Origin of the sequence: Sinorhizobium terangae (assembly GCF_009601505.1) — a bacterium.
GTDB classification, from domain to species: domain Bacteria; phylum Pseudomonadota; class Alphaproteobacteria; order Rhizobiales; family Rhizobiaceae; genus Sinorhizobium; species Sinorhizobium terangae.
On record NZ_WITC01000127.1, the window covers coordinates 49,304 to 69,527 of the forward strand.

At 60.2% G+C, this 20,224-nt stretch carries 18 protein-coding genes and 4 pseudogenes; 10 read left to right on the forward strand and 12 right to left on the reverse strand.

The window, feature by feature from the left end:
- Positions 1-19: 19 nt before the first annotated feature.
- Positions 20-1,318, reverse strand: a complete 1,299-nt coding sequence (locus GHK62_RS30880) for a DUF445 domain-containing protein (RefSeq protein ID WP_153442797.1) — start codon at positions 1,316-1,318, stop codon at positions 20-22.
- Between the two features lie 240 nt (positions 1,319-1,558).
- Between GHK62_RS30880 and GHK62_RS30885 the strand changes: the two genes are divergently transcribed.
- The 4 genes and pseudogenes from GHK62_RS30885 to GHK62_RS30900 all read left to right on the forward strand — a co-directional run bounded on the left by GHK62_RS30885 (position 1,559) and on the right by GHK62_RS30900 (position 6,291).
- On the forward strand, positions 1,559-2,137 hold the full coding sequence (locus GHK62_RS30885) for a hypothetical protein (protein WP_153442800.1): 579 nt from the start codon (positions 1,559-1,561) through the stop codon (positions 2,135-2,137).
- Between the two features lie 578 nt (positions 2,138-2,715).
- The gene (locus GHK62_RS30890) at positions 2,716-3,831 is read left to right on the forward strand and encodes an acyltransferase family protein (protein ID WP_153442802.1); all 1,116 of its coding nucleotides are present in this window, start codon (positions 2,716-2,718) and stop codon (positions 3,829-3,831) included.
- 535 nt (positions 3,832-4,366) lie between these two features.
- Positions 4,367-5,310 (forward strand): annotated as a pseudogene (locus GHK62_RS30895) (LysR family transcriptional regulator).
- A gap of 300 nt (positions 5,311-5,610) precedes the next feature.
- A complete protein-coding gene (locus GHK62_RS30900) occupies positions 5,611-6,291 on the forward strand; it encodes a hydrolase (RefSeq protein WP_153442803.1) in 681 nt (226 codons plus the stop codon).
- A 259-nt stretch (positions 6,292-6,550) separates the two neighbouring features.
- Here GHK62_RS30900 and GHK62_RS30905 read toward each other — a convergent pair.
- The 3 genes and pseudogenes from GHK62_RS30905 to ampC all read right to left on the reverse strand — a co-directional run.
- Positions 6,551-7,427 (reverse strand): annotated as a pseudogene (locus GHK62_RS30905) (RcgR family putative quorum lactone hydrolase); the annotation flags it as partial.
- Positions 7,428-7,785: pseudogene (locus GHK62_RS30910) on the reverse strand (RcgA family putative transporter); the annotation flags it as partial.
- A gap of 15 nt (positions 7,786-7,800) precedes the next feature.
- Positions 7,801-8,949 (reverse strand): class C beta-lactamase, encoded by a 1,149-nt coding sequence (ampC, locus tag GHK62_RS30915; protein WP_153442805.1) that lies wholly within the window; start codon positions 8,947-8,949, stop codon positions 7,801-7,803.
- Between the two features lie 428 nt (positions 8,950-9,377).
- Between ampC and greA the strand changes: the two genes are divergently transcribed.
- Complete coding sequence (gene greA, locus GHK62_RS30920; protein WP_184109006.1) at positions 9,378-9,863, forward strand: transcription elongation factor GreA; 486 nt, start codon at positions 9,378-9,380, stop codon at positions 9,861-9,863.
- Between the two features lie 39 nt (positions 9,864-9,902).
- Here greA and GHK62_RS30925 read toward each other — a convergent pair whose 3' ends face one another.
- From GHK62_RS30925 to GHK62_RS30940, 4 genes are all read right to left on the reverse strand, one after another.
- Complete coding sequence (locus GHK62_RS30925; protein ID WP_153442809.1) at positions 9,903-10,361, reverse strand: pyridoxamine 5'-phosphate oxidase family protein; 459 nt, start codon at positions 10,359-10,361, stop codon at positions 9,903-9,905.
- A gap of 274 nt (positions 10,362-10,635) precedes the next feature.
- Positions 10,636-10,971 (reverse strand): hypothetical protein, encoded by a 336-nt coding sequence (locus GHK62_RS30930; protein ID WP_153442851.1) that lies wholly within the window; start codon positions 10,969-10,971, stop codon positions 10,636-10,638.
- A gap of 6 nt (positions 10,972-10,977) precedes the next feature.
- Entirely contained in the window at positions 10,978-11,292 is a 315-nt protein-coding gene (locus tag GHK62_RS30935) for a hypothetical protein (RefSeq protein ID WP_153442811.1), read from the reverse strand.
- A 357-nt stretch (positions 11,293-11,649) separates the two neighbouring features.
- Positions 11,650-12,333 (reverse strand): LexA family transcriptional regulator, encoded by a 684-nt coding sequence (locus tag GHK62_RS30940; protein WP_153442813.1) that lies wholly within the window; start codon positions 12,331-12,333, stop codon positions 11,650-11,652.
- A gap of 784 nt (positions 12,334-13,117) precedes the next feature.
- Here GHK62_RS30940 and GHK62_RS30945 point away from each other — a divergent pair.
- Positions 13,118-13,633 carry a helix-turn-helix domain-containing protein gene (locus GHK62_RS30945; RefSeq protein WP_153442815.1) on the forward strand — a complete coding sequence of 172 codons (516 nt, stop codon included), beginning with the start codon at positions 13,118-13,120 and terminating at the stop codon, positions 13,631-13,633.
- A 247-nt stretch (positions 13,634-13,880) separates the two neighbouring features.
- On the forward strand, positions 13,881-14,501 hold the full coding sequence (locus GHK62_RS30950) for a hypothetical protein (RefSeq protein ID WP_153442817.1): 621 nt from the start codon (positions 13,881-13,883) through the stop codon (positions 14,499-14,501).
- 168 nt (positions 14,502-14,669) lie between these two features.
- Here the strand turns inward: GHK62_RS30950 and GHK62_RS30960 are convergent, their stop codons facing one another.
- Positions 14,670-15,026 carry a hypothetical protein gene (locus GHK62_RS30960; RefSeq protein WP_380784563.1) on the reverse strand — a complete coding sequence of 119 codons (357 nt, stop codon included), beginning with the start codon at positions 15,024-15,026 and terminating at the stop codon, positions 14,670-14,672.
- A gap of 221 nt (positions 15,027-15,247) precedes the next feature.
- Positions 15,248-15,485, reverse strand: a pseudogene (locus tag GHK62_RS35315) (hypothetical protein); the annotation flags it as partial.
- 120 nt (positions 15,486-15,605) lie between these two features.
- Between GHK62_RS35315 and GHK62_RS30965 the strand changes: the two are divergent.
- Positions 15,606-16,130 carry a BA14K family protein gene (locus GHK62_RS30965; protein WP_153442821.1) on the forward strand — a complete coding sequence of 175 codons (525 nt, stop codon included), beginning with the start codon at positions 15,606-15,608 and terminating at the stop codon, positions 16,128-16,130.
- Positions 16,131-16,530: 400 nt separating this feature from the next.
- A complete protein-coding gene (locus GHK62_RS30970) occupies positions 16,531-16,995 on the forward strand; it encodes a BA14K family protein (RefSeq protein ID WP_283064939.1) in 465 nt (154 codons plus the stop codon).
- Positions 16,996-17,259: 264 nt separating this feature from the next.
- Here GHK62_RS30970 and GHK62_RS30975 read toward each other — a convergent pair whose 3' ends face one another.
- Entirely contained in the window at positions 17,260-18,393 is a 1,134-nt protein-coding gene (locus GHK62_RS30975; RefSeq protein ID WP_153442855.1) for an alpha-hydroxy acid oxidase, read from the reverse strand.
- A 184-nt stretch (positions 18,394-18,577) separates the two neighbouring features.
- Here GHK62_RS30975 and GHK62_RS30980 point away from each other — a divergent pair, with 184 nt between their 5' ends.
- Positions 18,578-19,174: a TetR/AcrR family transcriptional regulator gene (locus GHK62_RS30980; protein ID WP_153442823.1), complete on the forward strand. Its 597-nt coding sequence runs from the start codon at positions 18,578-18,580 to the stop codon at positions 19,172-19,174.
- A gap of 559 nt (positions 19,175-19,733) precedes the next feature.
- On the opposite strand, the gene GHK62_RS30985 is transcribed toward GHK62_RS30980, so the two are convergent.
- Positions 19,734-20,224: IS91 family transposase (locus tag GHK62_RS30985; RefSeq protein WP_193571428.1), on the reverse strand; the 491-nt coding region annotated here is incomplete at its 5' end.

Sequence of the window (20,224 nt, forward strand, 5' to 3'; positions counted from 1 at the left end):
CTCCGCACGAAGAATGCGGCTACCCGATCAATTGAGAGGTGAGAAAGATAAGGCTGCCGGCGAGGGCGCCGACGATGGTGCCGTTCATGCGGATGTACTGGAGATCGCTGCCGACGACGAGTTCCAGGCGCTCCACGAGCGTCGGACTGTCCCAGCTTCTGACGACTTCCGTCACAAACTTGCCGATCTCGTGACGCCAGGAGACCAGATATACGGCGAGTTCCTCCAGAAACGCGTCCATATGTTTCAGCATGGCCTGGTCGGTCGCAAGCGTCTTGCCGATGAGCATGCAGATCTTCTCAACGGCCGCGCGTGCTTTCGAGGTTGGCTGCGACAGGTCTTCGAGCATCACTCGCGAGGTCTCTTGCCAAACGGCGGCGACCCAGGCCTGAACATCCGGATGCTCGAGGATACGATTTTTGGACGCGTTGATCTGCTTGCGCTGCTCCGGGGAATTGATGAGCTCATTGATCAGATGGGCGAGCGCCTCGCGAAACTTAAATCGCACCTCGCTCTCCGGCTCCCTGAGGTCGTTGAGGAGATCGGCACAGCCGGTGATGATCGCGTCGGCAATTTTCCGGTTTATGGTCTTCGGGATCCACCAGCGACTGCGTTGCTGAACCAGAAGGTAGATCTGGTCGCGGTTGTCTTCGAGCCACTGGGCGGCGACGCCCAGGACGCGTTCGAACAGGACATCCGCTTCGCCGCTTGCGGTAACCATGTGAATCACGCGGCCCATGACGGGCGCGATATCTGTTTGCCGGAGCTGCCTGCCGAGCGTGCGCCGGACGAACTCGCGCAGGTCGTGACTATCAAGAGAGCGAACGAGGTAGGGCATCGCTGCGACGACGGCGTTTGCGATGACCGGTGCAGTCTCCGGGGTCGACAGCCATCTCGCAAAACGCTGCGCCGCGTTGGCGCTCTTGAGCTTGCGCAGCAACACTTCCTGGGTCAGGAAGTGACGTTCAATGAAACGGCCAAGGGTCTGCCCGATGCGCTCCTTGCTGTTCGGGATAATGGCCGTGTGCGGAATGGGAATGCCCAACGGGTGCCGAAAAAGCGCCGTCACCGCGAACCAATCGGCAAGCCCGCCGACAATTCCCGCCTCGGCCGTGGCGCGAAGCAGCCTTGTGGCGAAGCCGGGGTCGGCAACGAAATGTGTTCCGACAAAGACGGCGCCCATGGTGACAAGAAGCGATGTCGCCAGGGTGCGATTGCGCTTGAGGCGCCGCCGCAGGAAATCTTCGGAACGAGGCGGCGGTAGGGTGCCTGAAGCCGGGGTTGGGGTATCAAGTGATCGAATGCGATCCGGTGCCATGGCATAACCTCTCTGATCGACGCGCTGCCGGGGCTCAGCCTACAGCGACCTTTGCACGTCCGATTGGACGAGCGGCGCCGTAGAAAACTTTTCAACACCCGACAACCACAGAATCAACAAGCATGGCAACAGCTGCTATAATGTTCGTTCGGGCGTGGATCGCTGCCCGTGGTCAGGCGTGGGTGTCTAACGATACCCTGATACATCCGTGTTGGTCACCCTTTGGGGGAGATGGACGACATGCTGCCGATCGCCTTCCTTGAACATGAGTCACCCGGGCGCGTGCGCCTGAAAGTTCCTTCCAAGCGTGGCGATGCATCATTCTTCCAGGGCGTCGCGCGGGATCTCGCCGACAACGGCGTTATCGCCGAGCTGAAGACGAACCATCAGACAGGTAGTATCACCATATGGCACTCGAGTGATATCGACGCGCTCCGCGACGACGCCGCGGCCCGCCGTATCTTCGAGCTTCGTGCCGAGCGACCCGGCACACTCAGCAACCGCGCCGTCGTGCGCGCGCTGAAACCCGTGGGTCACACCGGTCTTCTCAAGGCGGCTGGCGCGGGGCTTCTCGGGTTCGGTCTTTTGCAGGTCTTGCGAAGGCGAACATTGGGCCCTGCAAGCGAATTCTTCTGGCATTCTTACGCAGCGCACCGCCTCCTGGGGAGCCCTATGTTGTCCTCGGCTCTGGGAGGGATCGGCCTTCTGCAGCTCATGCGGGGGCGCGTGCTCGGATCGGCTTCGGGATTGTTGTTCTATGCCGTGGTGGTTCACTCCCTAGTCCATGCCGTCGAGAAAGAGCGCGAGCGCGCCGAGTGACAGACTCGGCCCAACGTCGGCTACCTGCGTCTTTTCAGCCGCACAAAGTCGCTGTAGCACTTTGAATTGCTACGGCGCTTTCATGAGCCTCTGACAGGCGTCACCTGTTCTTCCATCACCCGTTTCTCGCCATGCTTTCGTGGAGGCGAGATCTGAGAAAGGCTGAGGCAGGTAACGGAGGTTTGTCGAGACCGCTGGCCAAATAGGACCAGCTTACAGTCCTTCCACATTTCAGTTAGGGGCTGGCAGATTCTAAGACCCTTGCGTCCGTCTTATAAGACTAAAGTCCGTGGCGCGGAGCAGCCGGCTCCCGTAAACTCCTATTATAGTAAATAGGATGACCTCTGTTGTCGGTCTGTGCCAAAGGCATGGGCCGTTTTTTTCTGCATCCAGTAGAAAAAACTACAATACCCAAAAAAGCATCCAGAATGCCCTTGCCATGTAAAGAATGTAGCCTCGAACGATTGTCCGCGTACGAGGCTAATAACTTACGCCACCCTTACTAGACCGTTGGATATATTTACAAATCTTGGTGGGAATGTGAAGTTTCGGCTGCAACTCACTCAGGATGCCAGGCGTTGGTCGACCTGATCACAAAACCCAGTGATTCCGCGGTTGAACTGCATGCTACGCTCTTGACGAGTGGCCATCTCGTCTACATCCACTATTTTCGTGCAGTGGCAATTCTTCAGATTCTCGTTCTGCATGCATGTCGTGTCTTCATGCTGCGGGGCTTTGACGAGCAAGTTCCTCCGTCGAATCGCTTCTTAATCGTGAACGACATTCTGTTTCATGACACGACGATGTATTTGGCGATAATATCCGGAATAATTTATTCAACGCGTCTTTCAAAGAGACCCACCTTTCTGTTTTACAAGCAGCGATTCCTAAGAGTCGTCGTGCCATATATCGTGATGTCTATGCTGTTCTCGACGCTACTATTCTTCAGATGGAACGGCGTTGAGGGCATCCACGATTTAATCGCGCTCACAAAGTTTCTTTCCTACAACGTTCTTTGGGGCGAAGCTCAAAACACCTATTGGTATATCCCGGTGGTTGTACTGCTCTACGCGCTCAGTCCGATCCTTCATCGGCTGCTTACCACTGCCGCGAGATACCCGATGCTAATTGCGGCCGTTACCTTGCCGCTCTTTTTCTCTCGGACAGGAACCGACGTCACGATCGCCACGTGCATCTTCTTCACCGGCACCTACGTCATCGGCCTGTACATGGGTGAGGACGTGGAGGGACGTTTGGGCGCGATCGCCCGATATCTGCCGCTGCTCGGCGTTGTTGCGGCTATCACGACGGCTTTACTCTGGTTCCTATACACTCATGGCATAGACAAATGGGGGCCGACATCGCTGCGGGAGAGCGTACATTTTGTCCAAAAGCTCGCTCTTGGCGCTCTCATCCTGATCTGGCTTTGGCGACGGTGCAAGGACCTTCCCCTGGTGGTTGCACGCACTTTGGATCTGGTCGCATTGAGTGCTTTCGGACTTTATCTGCTGCACGGCTTCGTTTTTCGCATCTGTCTTCGGATCGCGTCCGCTGTTGTTGCATCACCGGATTCGACCTGGAACTTGATCGGCGGAGGAGCCATCATCTTCTGTCTCGGATTGCTCAGCTGCCTAGTGATCATCTTCCTGTTGCGCGTACTGCTCGGCAAGCATTCACGCTTGTTGGTTGGCTGAAGCGTACCGATCGCAAACGCTGCATGATTTATCCTTAAATCGGAATCGATTTAAGGATAAATCATGCAGCAAATCAAAGTGCTACAGCGGCCTTGGCGCGTCCGATTGGACGCGCGGGCACTGTAAAGCGCGTCGCGTTCATCGGACGCATGCGACACGCTTTAGGTCACTGCTTTTATGCGTGTCGCTCAAAACCGCTGCGCACTTTTGGGCGACATGTATTAGCCCAAAACATGGGAGGACAGGTGCAGGCCCGCCGCCCTTCAACCTCTTGTTCGCCTCGCTCGGCGCCGGTACCGCAGCGACTCTCAAGATGTACGTCGCGGAGAAGGGCTGGCAGCTCGCGTCTCTTGATGTGGAGCGTCCGCATTGTAGAGGGGAATGCCATTGATGGTCCGCACCTCGAGGGTGGTGTCACCTGGCATGAATAATGCGGCCGCGCAAGCAGGCCGCGGGGCTTCCCATCGAAGTTATTGTTCGATACGGTAGAACGATGCGATGGCGTTTCGACGATATCCTGGCGTTTGTTCGCGTGATGGAGGCTGGCAGCATCACGGCCGCCGCCGAGCGCATGAATCTATCTAAGTCTGTCGTCAGCAAGCGTATCAGTGATCTGGAGCACGCTTTGGGCGTCGAGCTTTTTCGGCGGTCGACCCGTCAGGTTCGACCGACAGAAAATGGCGAGGCTTTCCACGAGCGCATTGTCCCGCTGCTGCACGAGATCAATGAAACAGCAGAAAGCCTGTCAGCAAAAGGGCAGAGGCCCCTGCAAGGGCAGCTCCGCATCACGGCACCAATGTCGTTTGGTATCATGTATCTCGGTCCGTTGATTGCAGAATTTGCGCGGCGCCATTCTGAATTGGAGATGGCCATCGATTATGAGGATCGTCTCGTTGACCTCGTTCACGGCGGTTACGATCTTGGCATCCGCATAGGGCATCTGAAAGATTCTCGCCTGAAGGCGCGCAAGCTTTGCGAATGTACGCGGCTCGTCTGCTGTAGTCCGAGCTATGCAAAGGCACACGGGCTTCCAAAGAGTGTCGCCGAACTCACCGAGCACACCTGCATCGATTACGCCTACGTTCACGCCAATCGCATCTGGGATTTCGAAAGCGAAAGGGCCGGTGGGAAGCCCGTATCGGTCACCATGCGTAGTCGAATCGTCACGAACAATGGCGAAGCAATGAGAGATATGGCGGTGCGGGGGTGGGGATCGTATCAATGCCGATGTTCCTCGTAGCCAAGGAGCTGCGCGAAGGAACGCTTATCCCGGCGCTGCCCCCTGGCACCGTGCAACCCCCTTATACGATAGCCGCGATCTATCCGCCAACACATCACGTATCTACAAAGATCCGGATGTTTATCGACTACCTTGTGAAATTCTTCACCCCGCCGCTTCCTTGGGAGGGGCTGATGGAAGTTGCTGAGCAGTCGCCATTGCTGGCTTCGCGAGTGTCGGCAGACGACGACGCCATCTAGAACGGTTGCCGTATCGCGTCTGGCTATACCCTTGGCTTGTACTGCGGGAAGGCGCTACCTTACGATGCGCTGCACGCCGGCAGCCCCTTTAAGGCTTCCGACATCACCGACAGCTACCCGACGCTTGCTGTGATAGCGTCGCTGGGGGCCCGATTGTTTCGATCTGCCCTGACACAGGGTTCTGTAAGCGCTAGTCTTAGTCTAGCAAAGCGGTTTCAACTCGCGTTAATTTAGCTCGCGCCCCTTCAGTTCTAGAAACACACCAAGGCGCCACCACAGCCCAAGAGGAAGGATTACTCCATGACCGCACCCGCTAATTTCAATGGGGCTCGTCCGGTGATCGACCCCAAGGACGCCGCGATGCTGTTGATCGATCATCAAAGTGGTCTCTTCCAAACCGTGGCCGATATGCCGATGCCGGTATTGCGTAATCACGCTATCGCGCTCGCCAAAATGGCCACGCTCTGCAAGATACCGGTAATTACAACAGCGTCTGTTCCGCAGGGACCCAATGGCCCCCTGATTCCCGAGATTCATGAGGCCGCACCGCACGCTCAATATGTCGCGCGCACGGGTCAGATCAACGCCTGGGACAACCCAGATTTCGTTGAGGCTGTGCGAAAGACTGGAAAGAAGACGCTGATCGTCGCAGGCACGGTCACGAGCGTATGCATGGCGTTCCCCGCAATCAGTGCCGTTCAGGAGGGCTATAAAGTATTCGCGGTTGTCGACGCCTCTGGCACCTACTCCAAGATGGCGCAGGAGATCAGGCTGGCTCGCATCGTGCAGGCTGGTGTCGTCCCGACAGACACCGCCGCTGTCGCGTCTGAGCTGCAGAGCACTTGGCACCGCGACGATGCCCAGCAGTGGGCCGAGCTGTACACCCTGATCTTCCCGCCCTACAAGCTGCTGATCGAAAGCTATGCAAAGGCGCAAGAAGTCATACAGAAGAACGAGCAGCTCGACTCCAGTCGCGCATAGGCACTCTCCAACCTCAATCGGAGAGCTGACAGCACTATCAAGGCGACGAATGATGCGAGGCCGCCGTGATCAACGATCTTCCGGCAGGACCAAAACATCGATTTGAATTGCGAAGTGAGAAGGACGTGACCGTTGATCTACGCGATCTAAGGTGGGCACTGGTCACGTCCCAACACCGCAGCCTGAGGCCTTCTGCGGCTTTCGGTAACAGGGTCACTCTCTTTGCCAGCGACGATCATGTCACCTTCGCAGTAAACGGCATGAATTTCTCCGACAGCTCTGGCAAAACCACTTTGTCTCTCTCAGCCAACACAACGTGAAGATCGAGACCAGGCCGTGCCAGATTATGCGCGTAATTCTCCAAGTTGAGCGGACTCCATGCCTTTCGGAGATCGGTGAGCTCAATTACGGGCTCAAGGCTGTCACGTATCGATCGGGTCGCGCGCCCCCCGTCCAAACCATGTCTGCGAGACTACCCGCCGTCAAAAATAATGAGGCCTTCGATACACCCGGATCATGCGCAGCGATCAATCCCGCAACCCATGAGCCAAGGCTCATGCCGAGAACCGAGACCTCTCGATAGTCTTCGCTCTTCAGCCAGCGGATGAGCTTTCGCCCGTCCCATACGGCCTGCCTTACAGATTGGATCGTTCGGCCGAGATTCGAACTAAGCATATAATCGGCGTACAGCGAGCCGGGACGGCTGCGCTCGAAGTGATAAGGCATAGCAATCTCGACAACCGTGATCCCACGCTGCGAGAAAACTTGGCAATCTGACGATTTCGGGCGCTGGCATTCCAGTGATGAAAAATCACCAATGCCTGATCGAGCGAGCCGCTCTCGGTGATTTTTGCCCAAACGACGTTGTTCTCTTCGACGTCAGTAGAAATGCCCGATGGAAATCTGAGCCACCCATCGTCCCTTTCAAAGCCCTGAGTGCTCCCGCTCGGCTCATCGTAAAAGCTTGAATCAGACAGGGCCTGGTCCGCAAGGACACAAAACTCGTCGATGGTTTCTATCCTCTTCTCGCCCGGAATGGCCCTGCCGGCGTCGAGAATGAAATCCGTTACTTTCTTCGCTTCCTCACCGCGCCGCGCCCGCCGCTCGTCCCAACGATCAAGCCAATTATGATACACCTGGTTGCTTCCTAACTCGCTTGCTCGCCATCGCCCAAACTCTGGATCAAAGAGACCGTACGTCGCGAGCAGCACTCCAACGCCGACGAGGATCGAAAAGCCCTCAAAGGCATCGATCAACAAGTAGCTGGCAAAGAGCAACCCTACGACTGCAGACATCCTCCGTAGAGGCACGCGAAACCGCTTTCCGACACCCAAGCGGATGGAACCGTACAGAAAAACGATACAGGTCGAAATGGCGACTAGGAGGCTGCTGTAATGCGTTGGCATCCTATAGCTAAAAGCTATTGCCGCCGTCGTGGCGCTCATACATGGTCGAAGACATATCGTGGGCTATCCAGGTCACGATATCAGATCCTTATGAGTCTATGCCCTAGTTCGAAAGCAGCGCTTCGATCAGGGCATAGGTTGCCCGAACTCGCGCTTCATTGGGATAGTTCCTGTTCGCGAGGACGACGATACCGAGGTTCTCGCGCGGAAGCAGCACGACATAGCCGCCGAAGCCGTTCGTCGATCCCGTCTTGTTGATGATGACATCCTTCTGCGGGGCAAGCGCCGGCTTGATCCTTTCTGCCTTCTGCGGATGAAGGATGAAATCATAGCCGTTACCCGCCACCATCGTCTCGAGATCGACGGGCCAGGGGTACTGCTCCCAGATCATGTCCTGCGTGAATTTGGCGGTTCTGAACTGGCCTTCCCGAGTGCGCTCAACAGCCGCTTTCAACTCCGGGGAAACGGTCGCGTTTCCGAGTTCCACATCCAGGAGCTTCAGCATGTCGCGCGCGCTCGATTTGATGCCGTAGGCTTCCGCGTCGAGGACGCCCGGGGTGACGCGGATCGGCTTGTCGGTCTTGCGCTCGTAGCCGAAGGCGTAGTTGTCCATCGCCTTGGCGGGCACGTCGATAAAGGTGTTCTCAAGACCGAATGCGGGGATCAGCACCGTCTCGACCGCCTGCGTATAGTCCATTTCCATCGCGCTTGCGGCGATGTGGCCAAGAAGGCCGATGCTGATATTGGAATAGCTGCGCGTTCCAGGCTGTGGCGGCTGCCAGTCCTGGAGCCAATTCACGAGCTCTTTCGTGTCCGCGATGTCATCGGGAACCTGCAGCGGCAGCCCGCCGGAATGATGGGTCGCGAGATCCATGAGTATCATGTCGTTGCCGATCGAGCAGGCGTCGGCGCACAGATGGCGGGAAACCTTGTCATCCAGGGATAGCTGGCCGCGCTGTTCGGCGAGCGCCGCCAGCGTCACGTTGAAGACCTTGCTGATCGATCCCAGCTCGAAAAGCGTGTCGGGGTTTACCGGACGGTTGTCGGCACTTGATGCGAGGCCCGTCGCATAGAAGCCATGCTCGCCGTTCTTGGTCATGCCCACGACGAGCCCGGGAATCTTGTATTCCTCGATGACGCCCGCAAAGGCGGCGCTCGCTTTCGACTGGAAGGCGTCTTCGTTTGCCGCAGCGGGCGAGAAGGGGAGCGTTGAGACGATCAGGCTGAAAGCTGCCAGTTTTAGGCTTGTCATTTGTGACCTTTCTGTCGGCGACGAATCGGGTGGTGGATATCTCAACCTCTGCTAGAGGGCAAAGTCATGACAGAAATGTCGAAGTGTCTGGCAAATTGTGGACGCGCGGAGGTTGACGGTGGAGATCGGCATGGGCGCCGGAAGCGGACGCTGGGCACCGGGCGGGATTCCAGTCGCGCCGGCGATCGGAAACATCGTATAGTAGGCATCCGCATCGGCCACTGGTCGGGTCCGTGGTCGCCGCATCCGGATTCTGACAACGCTGTTGTTTTCGCCGGCGCTGTCAGACATCGCGTCCTTGAAAAGACGCAATTCCCGGACGGAAAACCGTTACACCCTTTTCCGGGAATTGCTCCTCTAGACTGCGCAATTCCAGATGGAAAACCGCTATACACTATTCCTGGAATTGCTTTAAACGGAGTTCGATCGTGAGCGTTGCCTTCGTCAAGGAAGAAAGTGCCGAAACGGCTGCGGAAACCCTGCTGCCCGACCGTGCGATTTCACCCCATCCGAACCTGGTCACGGAAGCGGGATTGAAGGCGCTCGAAATGCAGCTCCGGCAGGCGCGCGAAGCCTATGATGCGACGAACGCGATCGAAGACGTGAACGAACGGCGGCGGCAGGCGGCAAACCCGTTGCGCGATCTGCGCTACTTTGCGGAACGCGTTCGCTCGGCCCAGCTTGTGCCCGACCCGACATCAAACGACACCGTTGCCTTCGGCAGCACGGTCACCTTCAGCCGTGACGACGGGCGTGTGCAGACCTATCGGATCGTGGGAGAGGACGAAGCCGATCCTAAGGCGGGATCGATTTCCTATGTCTCGCCGGTCGCAAGGATTCTCATGGGCAAAGCCGTCGGCGATGTCGTCGGCGTCGGCGATCAAGAGCTCGAGATCATCGCAATCTCTGCATGAGGCGAAGGAACGGCCCCGGAAGAGAGGCTTAAACGGCATTTATACCGGTTCGCCCGCCATCGCCGCGCGGCCGGTGATCTCCTCGATGTCTATGCAATAGAAAACATGCGGGGAGGCGTCTGCGATCGGCTGCGGGCCGGGCTTCAGGCCGCCCGGCTCCCACCAGTTGACGTGCTTTTCGAGGAGCGACCAGGCATGCAGGCGCTCATGGCGCCATTGATCGGTATCCGGCAGTTCCAGGTAGCGGCCTGAGAGGACGACGCTCTTCCACTGGTTGTGGCTCACAAGCTCGTCGACCTCGACGCAAACGCAAGGATTGTCGCGCATCCACTCGATCTTCTGTCCGAGCATCGAGAAGCCGTAGAGGCATCGGCTGGCGAGCGCATAGTGGATCGGAACGATATAGGGCCTGCCCTCCCGGCAGCAGGCGAGCCGGCCGAGGCGGCCCGAGGCGACGAGCGCGATACATTCCTGCTCGGTCATTTCCCTGACGAACATGACACCCCTCCTTAACGGCAGCGCCGCGCGTCTTGTCGGACGCGCAGGGGATGCTGCAGCACTTCGCGTTGCATGTCTTATCCTCAAATCGGCTGCGACTTAAGGAAACATACAGTTGGTTTCGGATCGCGCACTCTTCCCGGAGCGCTCTCTATACCATCCATGAAAGAAGCTTTTAGTCGCTCGCCGGGGCGCGCACCTTGATGCCGATCAAGGAGACGCAGCGAAGGCGAAAGTGCGGGGCAGGGCCTCGCTGGCCCTATTCTTATGCCGGCTACCGTTCAGCCGGGCTTGCTGGCGCGGCCGAGCGGCCCGATACGAGCGTCAAGCGAGGGGAGGCGGGCTTTGTCGCTTGAGGGGGCGCGATGCCGGCGGGCTTCGGCGCGTTCCCCGTCGCATCACCCAACGTTGGCACAACATGCAGGGCTTCGACAGTCCCATAGGCGGGCTCCCGTTCGAGCGCGGTAGCGATCTTCTTCAGCATTTCCCTCACACGAAAGGCATGCCGGGCGGCGGCCTCGGCTTCGGTCGCATAATAGGCGGCGCTCATCGCCTCGATCAGGTTCAAGGCGGCGAGATTGACGACGGCGTAGGTTTCGGCGCGCATCATGACCACCTAAAACTGCTGGCGATGATTGTGGGTGCCGACCTGGCGCTGGTCGCGGCCGGTGCCACCTACGGTAAATTCGCGCTCGTGGTTGAGCGCGAAGAAGGCGTCGTCAGTGAGCTCGGAGGCGGGCAGGGCCTCGCGCTGGAACACATTGCCATCGGCGCCGAGATGCCAGGCAAGCGAGGCGAGGCTGGAATAAACACTCGCCAGAAAGGTCTTCAGCGCCTGCTGGTTCTCGGCATCGCTCGATCGGCGAAGATCGGCGGCAAAGAGTTCGTCGATGTGGCCGTGCAGGCCGGATTTTATCATGAGGATGGACATGCCGGCGCGCTCTCCCGGTCACCGATGGGTCTGGCTGCCGCATCGGTCGTGTTGTTTGTGTTGACCGCAACATCGCGTGCGACTTTGTCTATGTCAACACGGATCGTGTTGTTTTGGTGTTGTCGACATGGAATTTTGTTCGATGGGGAATCAAGAGCGGCGCGGGGCGCATCCACGCAGCTCAACTGACTTGATGGGGGCAACGGGCATTCCCCGTTCCGTCATCCTCGGGCTTGACCCGAAGATCCAGAACCGAGTCACCGCTTATGTTCAGGGCGCCATCTGCTGTCCGTGTTCGGATCCTCTGGTCAAGCCCGAGGATGACGGCCGGTAGGGTGAGGCGCCGCCACCCGCGCCTCACGCGTTCCCGGCGAGTGCGATGTAGTGGACCGAGTGGACGGTGTTGGCGTCGAAGCGGAGTTCCTTTGGCGGGTTGAACTGCTCGAGCACCAATTCGGCGGTGTTGTGGCGGACGAACTTCTTGACGTAGGCGAGCAGCGCGCCATTTTCTTCGAGCCGGATCTGGGCGATCACGTAGTCGCCGCGCCTCACCGGACGTTTGGGGTCGACAAAGCAGACCTCACCGTCCTCATAGCGCGGATACATGGAATCGCCGGAAACCGAGACTGCATAAGCGCCGGAAATGTCCGAGAGGATCGGCGGCGCCATGACTTCGTACAACACATTGCCATTCATTAGGAATTCACCATCCACTCCGCCGACGGCTTGGCCGAAGACCGGGATCTTTTTGCCCTGGCCCACGATCGGGGTGACACTCGTGCCGTTCGGCTTGTAGACGCCCACTGGCTCCACGGGCGCAGCACTGTTGCCGGTCCGGCGGTCGCCCTCCAGCAGCCAGTACGGATCGACATTGAAACGGCGGCCGTAGATCTTGGCTTCGGCGAGTTCGAAGTCGTTCTGACCGTTTTCGTGGGCGCGATAGGTCGAGGCGATGACGCCAAGCGCGTTCGCGGCATCGGAGGCAAACCGATAGCCGGCCTTCCGGCGCGCCTCGCGCAATCTTTCAGCTTTGTCGCTCATGGCTCGGAACATGTTTCTTGCTCGTGGTTCGGAACATATCGACATGAATAACACAAATCATGTTGACATGACAACATGAACAATGTCATTCATGCCGACATGGAAACGCGAACAACGGAGGATGGTGATGAAGAGGCGGCAGCGTAAGATTTTACCGACCTTCGTCCGGTGCGCGCCTTTCAAGCCTTCGGCGGTGCCCTAGATCAGTCTTGTGGAGCATCTACTGCGATGCGCGAAGGGGGACCGAGCGGCGTCGGCAGAAGGGCGCCACGCACGATCTTCCCCGGCTTTGAGGTGTGGAAAAGCCCGCGCCCCGTGGTTCTTGGGAGTGTGGGGTGCAGACGGAAACCGCTTCGCACTTTTCCTGCACTCCTGAGGTTTCTTGGGGGGGCGGGCTGCAGACGGAAAACCGCTTCGCACTTTTCCTGCACCCCGCAGAACTGATCGCCGCTCTCCTCCCCGGCGGTCAGCGCGAAGCCCTGCCGGCTGGATCTCAACCGACAGGGCTTCGCACCCGAACCAGACGTCGCCGACCGCGGCCGAGGGAGTTCCCGCCGGCTGGCTCCGTGCGGGAATTCGAGAACATCGATGGATGGCGGATCGCGGCGCCGGTCTCGACAAAAATGATGGCGAAGACGGTGCAGGTGGCTGTGTCCGTCGACCGCTTCGTGCAGTTACCATGTCGGTTGAGAAAAACTTAGCCGGCAAATGAATTGAGCCATTGTTGGGCTCGCAGAACAAGGGCCGGCAAAGAGCGCGCCGGCAGGGGAAACAGCAGAGAGGAATGACGAACCCTTCGGAAGAAACACAGTCGCAACTGGCACGGCTCAGCAAGCACTACGGCGCCGTGCGCGAACGGCTGGTCCGGCCGACAAACGCGGTCGTTTCGGCGGCCGCGGCGGCGGAGCTCGAAAGGCGGGTCCAAGCGCTTGCGAGCGACAACGCGGCGAAGGCGCGGCGGATCGCGGCGCTCGAGACGGAGCTTGCCGATGCCGGGGCGCGGCTGATCGCCCAGGCGCAGGTGCTGCTTGGACAGCGGGCGGGCGAGGAGGCCGAGGACGGCGACCGGCCGCCGGTCGAGGAGATCGTTGCGGCGGTGCTCGAACGGTTCCCGGGGGTCAGCTGGGAGGACATCATCAGCGTGCGGCGCGAGCGCCGGCTGGTCGAGCCCCGGCACGCCTGCATGCGCGCCGTCTACGACGCCCGCAAGGACCTCTCGCTACCGCTGATCGGCCGCATCTTCCGCCGCAACCATGTGACCGTACTCGGCGTCGTCCAACGGCGATCCGCGGAGGCCTGAGCCGGTCGTGGCTTGGCGATCGGCGTAAGCGTTTCAAGGAGTTGCGCTTGATTTCAGAGAAATCGATTCACGTGCTCCGCGCCCGACTGGGACGAGACGGACGGACATTTTCCTCACCGTGCTCTCCTATCGCGCGGCGAGGAACGGATGCCGGGAACCACTTTTCCTACCCCGCTTCTTGTTGACGCGGGCTAGACGCAAAACCGCTTCACACTTTTCCTACCCCGCTTTTGAAAGGACCCCGAAAATGACGAGCAAAGCCCACAAACTGCGTGCAAAGCGCAAGGCCCAGCTTGGACGCCCGCGCAAGGTCAATGCCGCGCGCTTTGCCTGCGGCAAGATCCGGCCGGAATGGTCAAGACAGGAGAGCGAAAAGGAGATGATCGCGGTGGCACTGGCGGCGCGCAAGCGCATGCACGGGCTGGACACAACGAGCGCCTTTGCCGGCTACACGCTCGGCCGCCTGTTCCTGGACGGGCGAATCACCGCCGAGCAGCGCGAGGCGGGCGATGACTATGCCGTGGCGATGGCGCGCTATTATCATCGGAACGGCATTGCCTACCCGAGCGTGCGGGCCCAGGCGCTCGATCGCGTCGCGGGACACCCGGGCGAGACGACCGAGGAGCGCGCGCGGATCGCGCTGAAGGCCGCCGATCGGATGATGCGGCTCGACAGCGTGCTTTCCGGATGCGCGGAAGGACGGCAGGTGAAAACCACTGTCTTCAACGTCTGCGTCATGGACTATGAGGGCCTGCGGCTGATGCCGGAGCCGCAACTCGCATGGTTGAAACGCGGCCTCAACGCGCTGCTCTTCGACAAGGGCTTGCGTGAATATGGAGAGGGCGGTGCTCTGTTTGAGCAATTATAGGAATATTTTCCTTGACACTGGCAGTTTCCAGTGTCTGGAGCAGCCTCCTGCCACAGCGCCGCGCGTCTAACCGGACGTGCAAAGGTCGCTGTAGCGCTTTGAATTGCTGCATGATTTAAATCGATTCCGATTTAAGGAATCATGCAGCAATGACGACATCCCACAGCCTCACGGCGCTGTTGGCGGGGGCGTGATGCCCAGGTAGTAGTCGTTCTGGTGGCTGCCCTGGTATTCGTTGGTGTAGCGATCGCGGGCCGCCCCCAGGTTCGCCGGCGGAATCCGATAAGAGCGCTGATAATAGATGCTGCCGGTGGGCATCGGATCGACGTAAACGACGTCCGGTGTCGGATCGGCGTAGTAGATACTGCCTGTCGGCGCGCGATCCACATAGTACATGTCGGCAAGGGCCGGTGCGGCCGCGCCGACAAGGGCGGATGTGAGGACGAGTGTTTTCAGAGATACTCTCATGGCATTGCTCCTGTGTCCGTTCCAGCATCCGGCCACAGCACGGACGCCGTGCAGCATGCGCCCTCTCTCCGGCGCCCGAACGTCACTTCCGACGCAAAAAGGCCACCTCCCGCATTTTACCCCTAAAACGATCCCGGTTTAAGGGAACATGCAGGACGAACGCTGCGGTTGAGACGATAACGCCGTAGCGGCAAGAGCGTTCCCGATGGTCGGCGCGGGCGTGACAGGGCGTTCCTCAGTTGGCATGATTTTTCGCTCGGCCGTAGCCGCGAATTTCCTCATTCCCCGTGCTTGTTGTTTAGCCCCGGGGACATGGCGGACACCTGTTCGGATACATCACTGACGGATTGCGTTGGTCAAGTTGATTGTTGCGATGTGACGGGCAGCGAAGAAAACGCCGTAGTGGCCGTCGCGGTCGAGCGGGCGTCTCGCGAGCAAGATATCGCAGTTTTTTCGCGGTGGGTCGCGCGGTACCGTGATTCGGCCATTATTTGAACGAAATGCTTTCCTGCTGCTTGCGTAATTGCTTGAATCGAAACCGATTAAGGACAAAAATATGCAGCAGACTTAGAGTTCCGCAGCGCCGTTTGCGCGCCACGTTTGACGCGCGGCGCTGTGGAGGAAAAGGTGAAGCCAATGAAGAGGCTATCTATCATTGCCTTGTCGCTGGCGACGGCGCTGACGAGCGTGCCGCCGGCCATGGCGTTTCCCACCATTTCCGCTCCGACGGCCCCGAAGATCGGGGTGCCGGATGTGCAGCCGGTCCAGTACTGGCGTCATCGCGGCGGACACAGGGGCGGATGGGGCGGCCATCACGGCGGCCATCATCACCACCATGGCGGCGGCGACGATGACTGGGCCTGGGCGCTCGGCGGGCTTGCTGTCGGAGCGCTCCTCGGCGGCGCGCTGGCGCAGCCGAGTTATTACGGCCCCGGCTACTACAATGGCGGCTACTACGATAGCGGCTACTACAATGGCGGCTACTACGCCCCGACCTACCGTCCGCGCTACTACGCGCCGCGCTATTACCGCCAGACCTATTATGGTGGCAATGCGCACACGAACTGGTGCTATGCGCGCTACCGGTCCTATCGGGCTTACGACAACACGTTCCAGCCCTATTACGGTCCGCGCCAGGTGTGTGTCTCGCCTTACTATTGACGGTGGATACGGGTGACCCGTGTGCTGAGGGTACCGCGCGTTAAAACACACGCGCGGGGGATGCTATTTCCTTGAATTCGGCGGCGCGCAGGAGAGCCGCCCCATGCCGCGGCCGACGAGGCAGCAGCGAGTGGACGCGCGGCCCTGCAGGTCTTGAGGGGGAGCATTCAGTAGCCAGCCTACTGCATGTTTCCCTAAATCGTGCCCGATTTAAGGAAACAAACATGCAGCGCTTCAAAGTGCTACAGCGCCCTTTGCGCGTCCGATAAAACGCGCGGCGCTGTAGGCGAGAGAGCTTGCGGGGTCGCGCGGCCTTTCAATGCCAGATGGTGTATATTGACGGGGGATCAATTCTGCCGTGAGAAACGTTCCTTCATGAAGGAAGGGAAAGGTGAAGCCCGTGAAGATTGCAGCCACCATCGCACTTGCGCTCCTGACCGCCGTTTCGGCCGCGCCGCCGGTCAAGGCCCAGACGCCGTGCATCGGCGTCTGCATCGGCGTGCCGCTCAGGGGAAACTATGGCACTAACTACGGCAGCGGCTACCGGGGCATGTCCCGCCACGAGCTTTTCATCGAGCGGGAATACCGGGACTTCCAGGTCAACCGTTATCCGAACTCCGGCGCCGCCGCGCGCTATCGCGGCCAGCCTTACGACATAGGCATCGGCCCGGGCGCGACCGTCGGCGGGCCGAAGCCGCCAGCACTCGACCCGGGACGCGTGCGCCGGCAGCAGCAGCTGATCCGCTACGACGCCAATGCCCATATGCGCTGGTGCCGCGAGCGCTACATCTCCTACCGGTCGACCGACAATACCTTCCAGCCCCACGATGGACCGCGCCGCGCCTGCAATTCGCCATATAACTGAGCGGGCAGGGGAAGCCAGCGGTGGCGCTTCGCGTGCCGGAGGCAGCCGGCACTATTTACATCCGCTTAGCGCCCCGTAAGCGGTCATTAATAGGCCGGCGGACGCACGGCTCGTTTCGACCCTTAGCGGTCATTGCTGCTCCGACTGCGGCCCGCCGCCTGCATGGAAGGCGTGGTCGCCGAAGCCGACCATCTCCACTCGAGGGGGAGATGGTCGGCAGACCAGAGGGGGCGCTGTCCCGCCGGCGTCTCAGCGCTCGAGCCCCTAATTCAGCACCCTCCCATCAACCTCCGCGACGCTCCGCGTGCCCGTCAGTGCCATGGTGACGGATAGCTCGTTGCGCAGGATTTCGATGGCTGTCGCCACGCCCGCCTCGCCGCCAGCGCCGAGGCCGTAGACATAGGCGCGACCGACCAGGCAGGCCCGGGCGCCAAGGGCCAGCGCTCGCATCACGTCCTGGCCCGAGCGCACACCGCCGTCGAACAGCACCTCCACCTCCGAGCCTACCGCTTCGGCGATCCTCGGCAGCATCGAGATGGTCGAGGGCGCGCCATCGAGTTGCCGGCCGCCATGGTTGGAAACCACGATGGCGTCGGCGCCGGCCTTGCTGGCGCTGCGCGCGTCGTCGACGTTGAGGATGCCCTTGAGGATCAGCTTGCCCGGCCAGATGCTCCGGATCCAGTCGACATCGCTCCAGTTCAGCGCTGGATCGAACTGATGAGCCACCCAGTCCGCGACGGCCGTGACGCTGTCCTCGCCCTTCACGTGGCCGACGAGGTTGCCGAAAGTCCAGCGCTTTGCCGTGAGCATGCGAGCAGCCCAACCCGGTCGGCTGGCAATGTCCAGGATGGTGCGCGGCTTCAGCGCCGGCGGCACCGAAAGCCCGTTTCTGACATCGTCATGGCGCTGCCCCAGCACCTGCAGGTCAACAGTGAGCACCAGCGCGCTGCAGCGGGCTTCTTGCGCGCGCTCGGCCAGCGCGCGCACGAAGCCGCGGTCCTTCATCACATAGAGTTGGAACCAGAACGGCTTGCCGACCGCTTGGGCAACGTCTTCGATGGAGCATATCGACATCGTGCTCATTGTATAGGGAATGCCTGCGGCTTTCGCGGCGCGGCAGGCGAGGATCTCCCCATCGGCCCATTGCATGCCGCCGAGGCCGATCGGCGCAAGGGCCACCGGCAGCGACACCTTCTCGCCGAGGATCGTGGTTGCCGTGTCGCGATGCTCGACGTCGACCAGCACCCGCTGCCTGAGCGTGATGCGCTCGAGGTCGGCGCGGTTGGCGCGCAGCGTCTGCTCCGCATAGGAGCCGGCCTCGGCATAGTCGAAGAAGACGCGCGGCACCCGGCGACGCGCCGCCCTGCGCAGGTCCTCGATGCAGGTCATATTTGTCATGAGCTTTGGCTTCACCGACGCTGCGTCGGCCGTGTCAGGCGGTGTTACGATCCCTGTCGGGACATCGAGCGCTGTGGGGACTACCCGTTCCATCGTCGTCCTCCCATCGAATATTCGCTTGCGGTGATCATTGAAGGCCGCGTGCCCGCTGATGTAAATTCACTAGCGAGTATACTTACCGGCGATGGCGGCGCGCCCCATGCCCAGAGCGTCCGAGGAGACCAGGTCCGAAATCCTGCAGGCGGCTTACAAGCTGTTTCGCCGCCGCGGTTTTTTCCGCGTCGGCATGGATCAGATCGCGGATGCCGCGGGCGTCACCAAGCGCACGCTCTACTATCACTTCGACAGCAAGGACGCGCTGCTGACCGCGGTGCTCGCCTCGCAGCACGAGCGCAGCTTCGCCGACTTCCAGAATTACGGCATCGACCTGTCGGGCGGCGCGGACGCGCTGATCGACAAGCTGTTCGAAGGCTTGGTCAAGTGGTCTTCCAAGCCACGCTGGGCGGGCTCCGGCTTCACCCGGCTGGCCATCGAACTCGCCGATCTGTCCGGCCACCCCGCGCGCTCGATAGCGCGTGAGCACAAGGCCCTGTTGGAGCAGCATTTGGAAACGCTTCTCGCCGAAGCGAACGTGCCGTCGCCGAAGGAGCGGGCGCGCGAGCTGTTCCTGCTGATCGAAGGGGCGATGGTCATGATCCTGATCCACGGGGACCGTGGCTACTGCATCGCCGCGGCGGACGCGGCGAAGCGGCTGATCAGCCTGGGTCCCTCGCCCCGGTGAAACGAGGGATGCGCGCGGAGCACGTCCGGCCTATGTCCGGCTTGCTCGTTGTTATAGTCGCGGCCGATGCACTCCTCGGCTGCTGCCAGGTTTTGAAACAAGTCGGTGTAAAACAGACGGACGAGAGATTTTGCGGCATTCGGTGTTATAGCGGTCTCGCCAGGGCAGGCTTTTCTCCACATTGAGCAGCTTATCACAGCATACTTGCAACGACTGCTTTCCTGAAGGTTTTTCGATGCGGGCCGCAGCGCGACGTTTGCCGCTGGCGTTGGGCGGCCCGCGTTGACAAACCTTGGAAGGAGGAAGCCGCGGAGGCTGGGTGGGACCTATGGGGAAAGCGCGGGGCCGCGGGCGTCTGTTGTGGACTTCGGCGCTGCCGACAGACGCAAAGGCGCCGACCCGAGGGTGTGGGAGGCGATGATCGGAAGCAGATCTGGCGGTCTCGTTGGTGCCGATTTCGACGCTTTTGCGATGCTCAGTGTTATTGGGCGCAAAGCGATCCGATCCCGGAATGCAGAGTGTTTTCGGGTCGGCTTTGGCCAATGTGACGGGCACCTTGTCATGCGGCCTGCTTTCTCGGTGGCGCCCGGGCTCTGGGTTTCTGACCGCGTCGGAAGATCTCGATGATGCGCATCGGGCCACCGCACTCGGGGCATGGCTGTCTCAGAGTGAGCGGGATCGTCTCAGCGCTTGGCGGATCATTGTGTTTGGCCGTTTCCGCTCCGAGCAGAGCGCGGATCTTTGCGACCTTGGTCTTGCGGCCCGCACTGGCGAGCAGGCCGTAATGGCGGATGCGGTGGAAACCGTCGGGCAGCACATGGAGCAGGAAGCGGCGGATGAACTCGTCGGTGGCCAGCCGCATCACCTTCTGACGGTCGCCGGTCTTGATCCGGTAGTCCTTCCAGCGGAAGGTGACGGTCTCGGCATCGGCGCTGATCAGACGGCTGTTGGAGATCGCCACCCGGTGGGTATAGCGGCTGAGATAGGCGAGCACCGCTTCGGGACCGCCGAACGGCGGCTTGGCATAGACGACCCATTCTGATTTGCGCA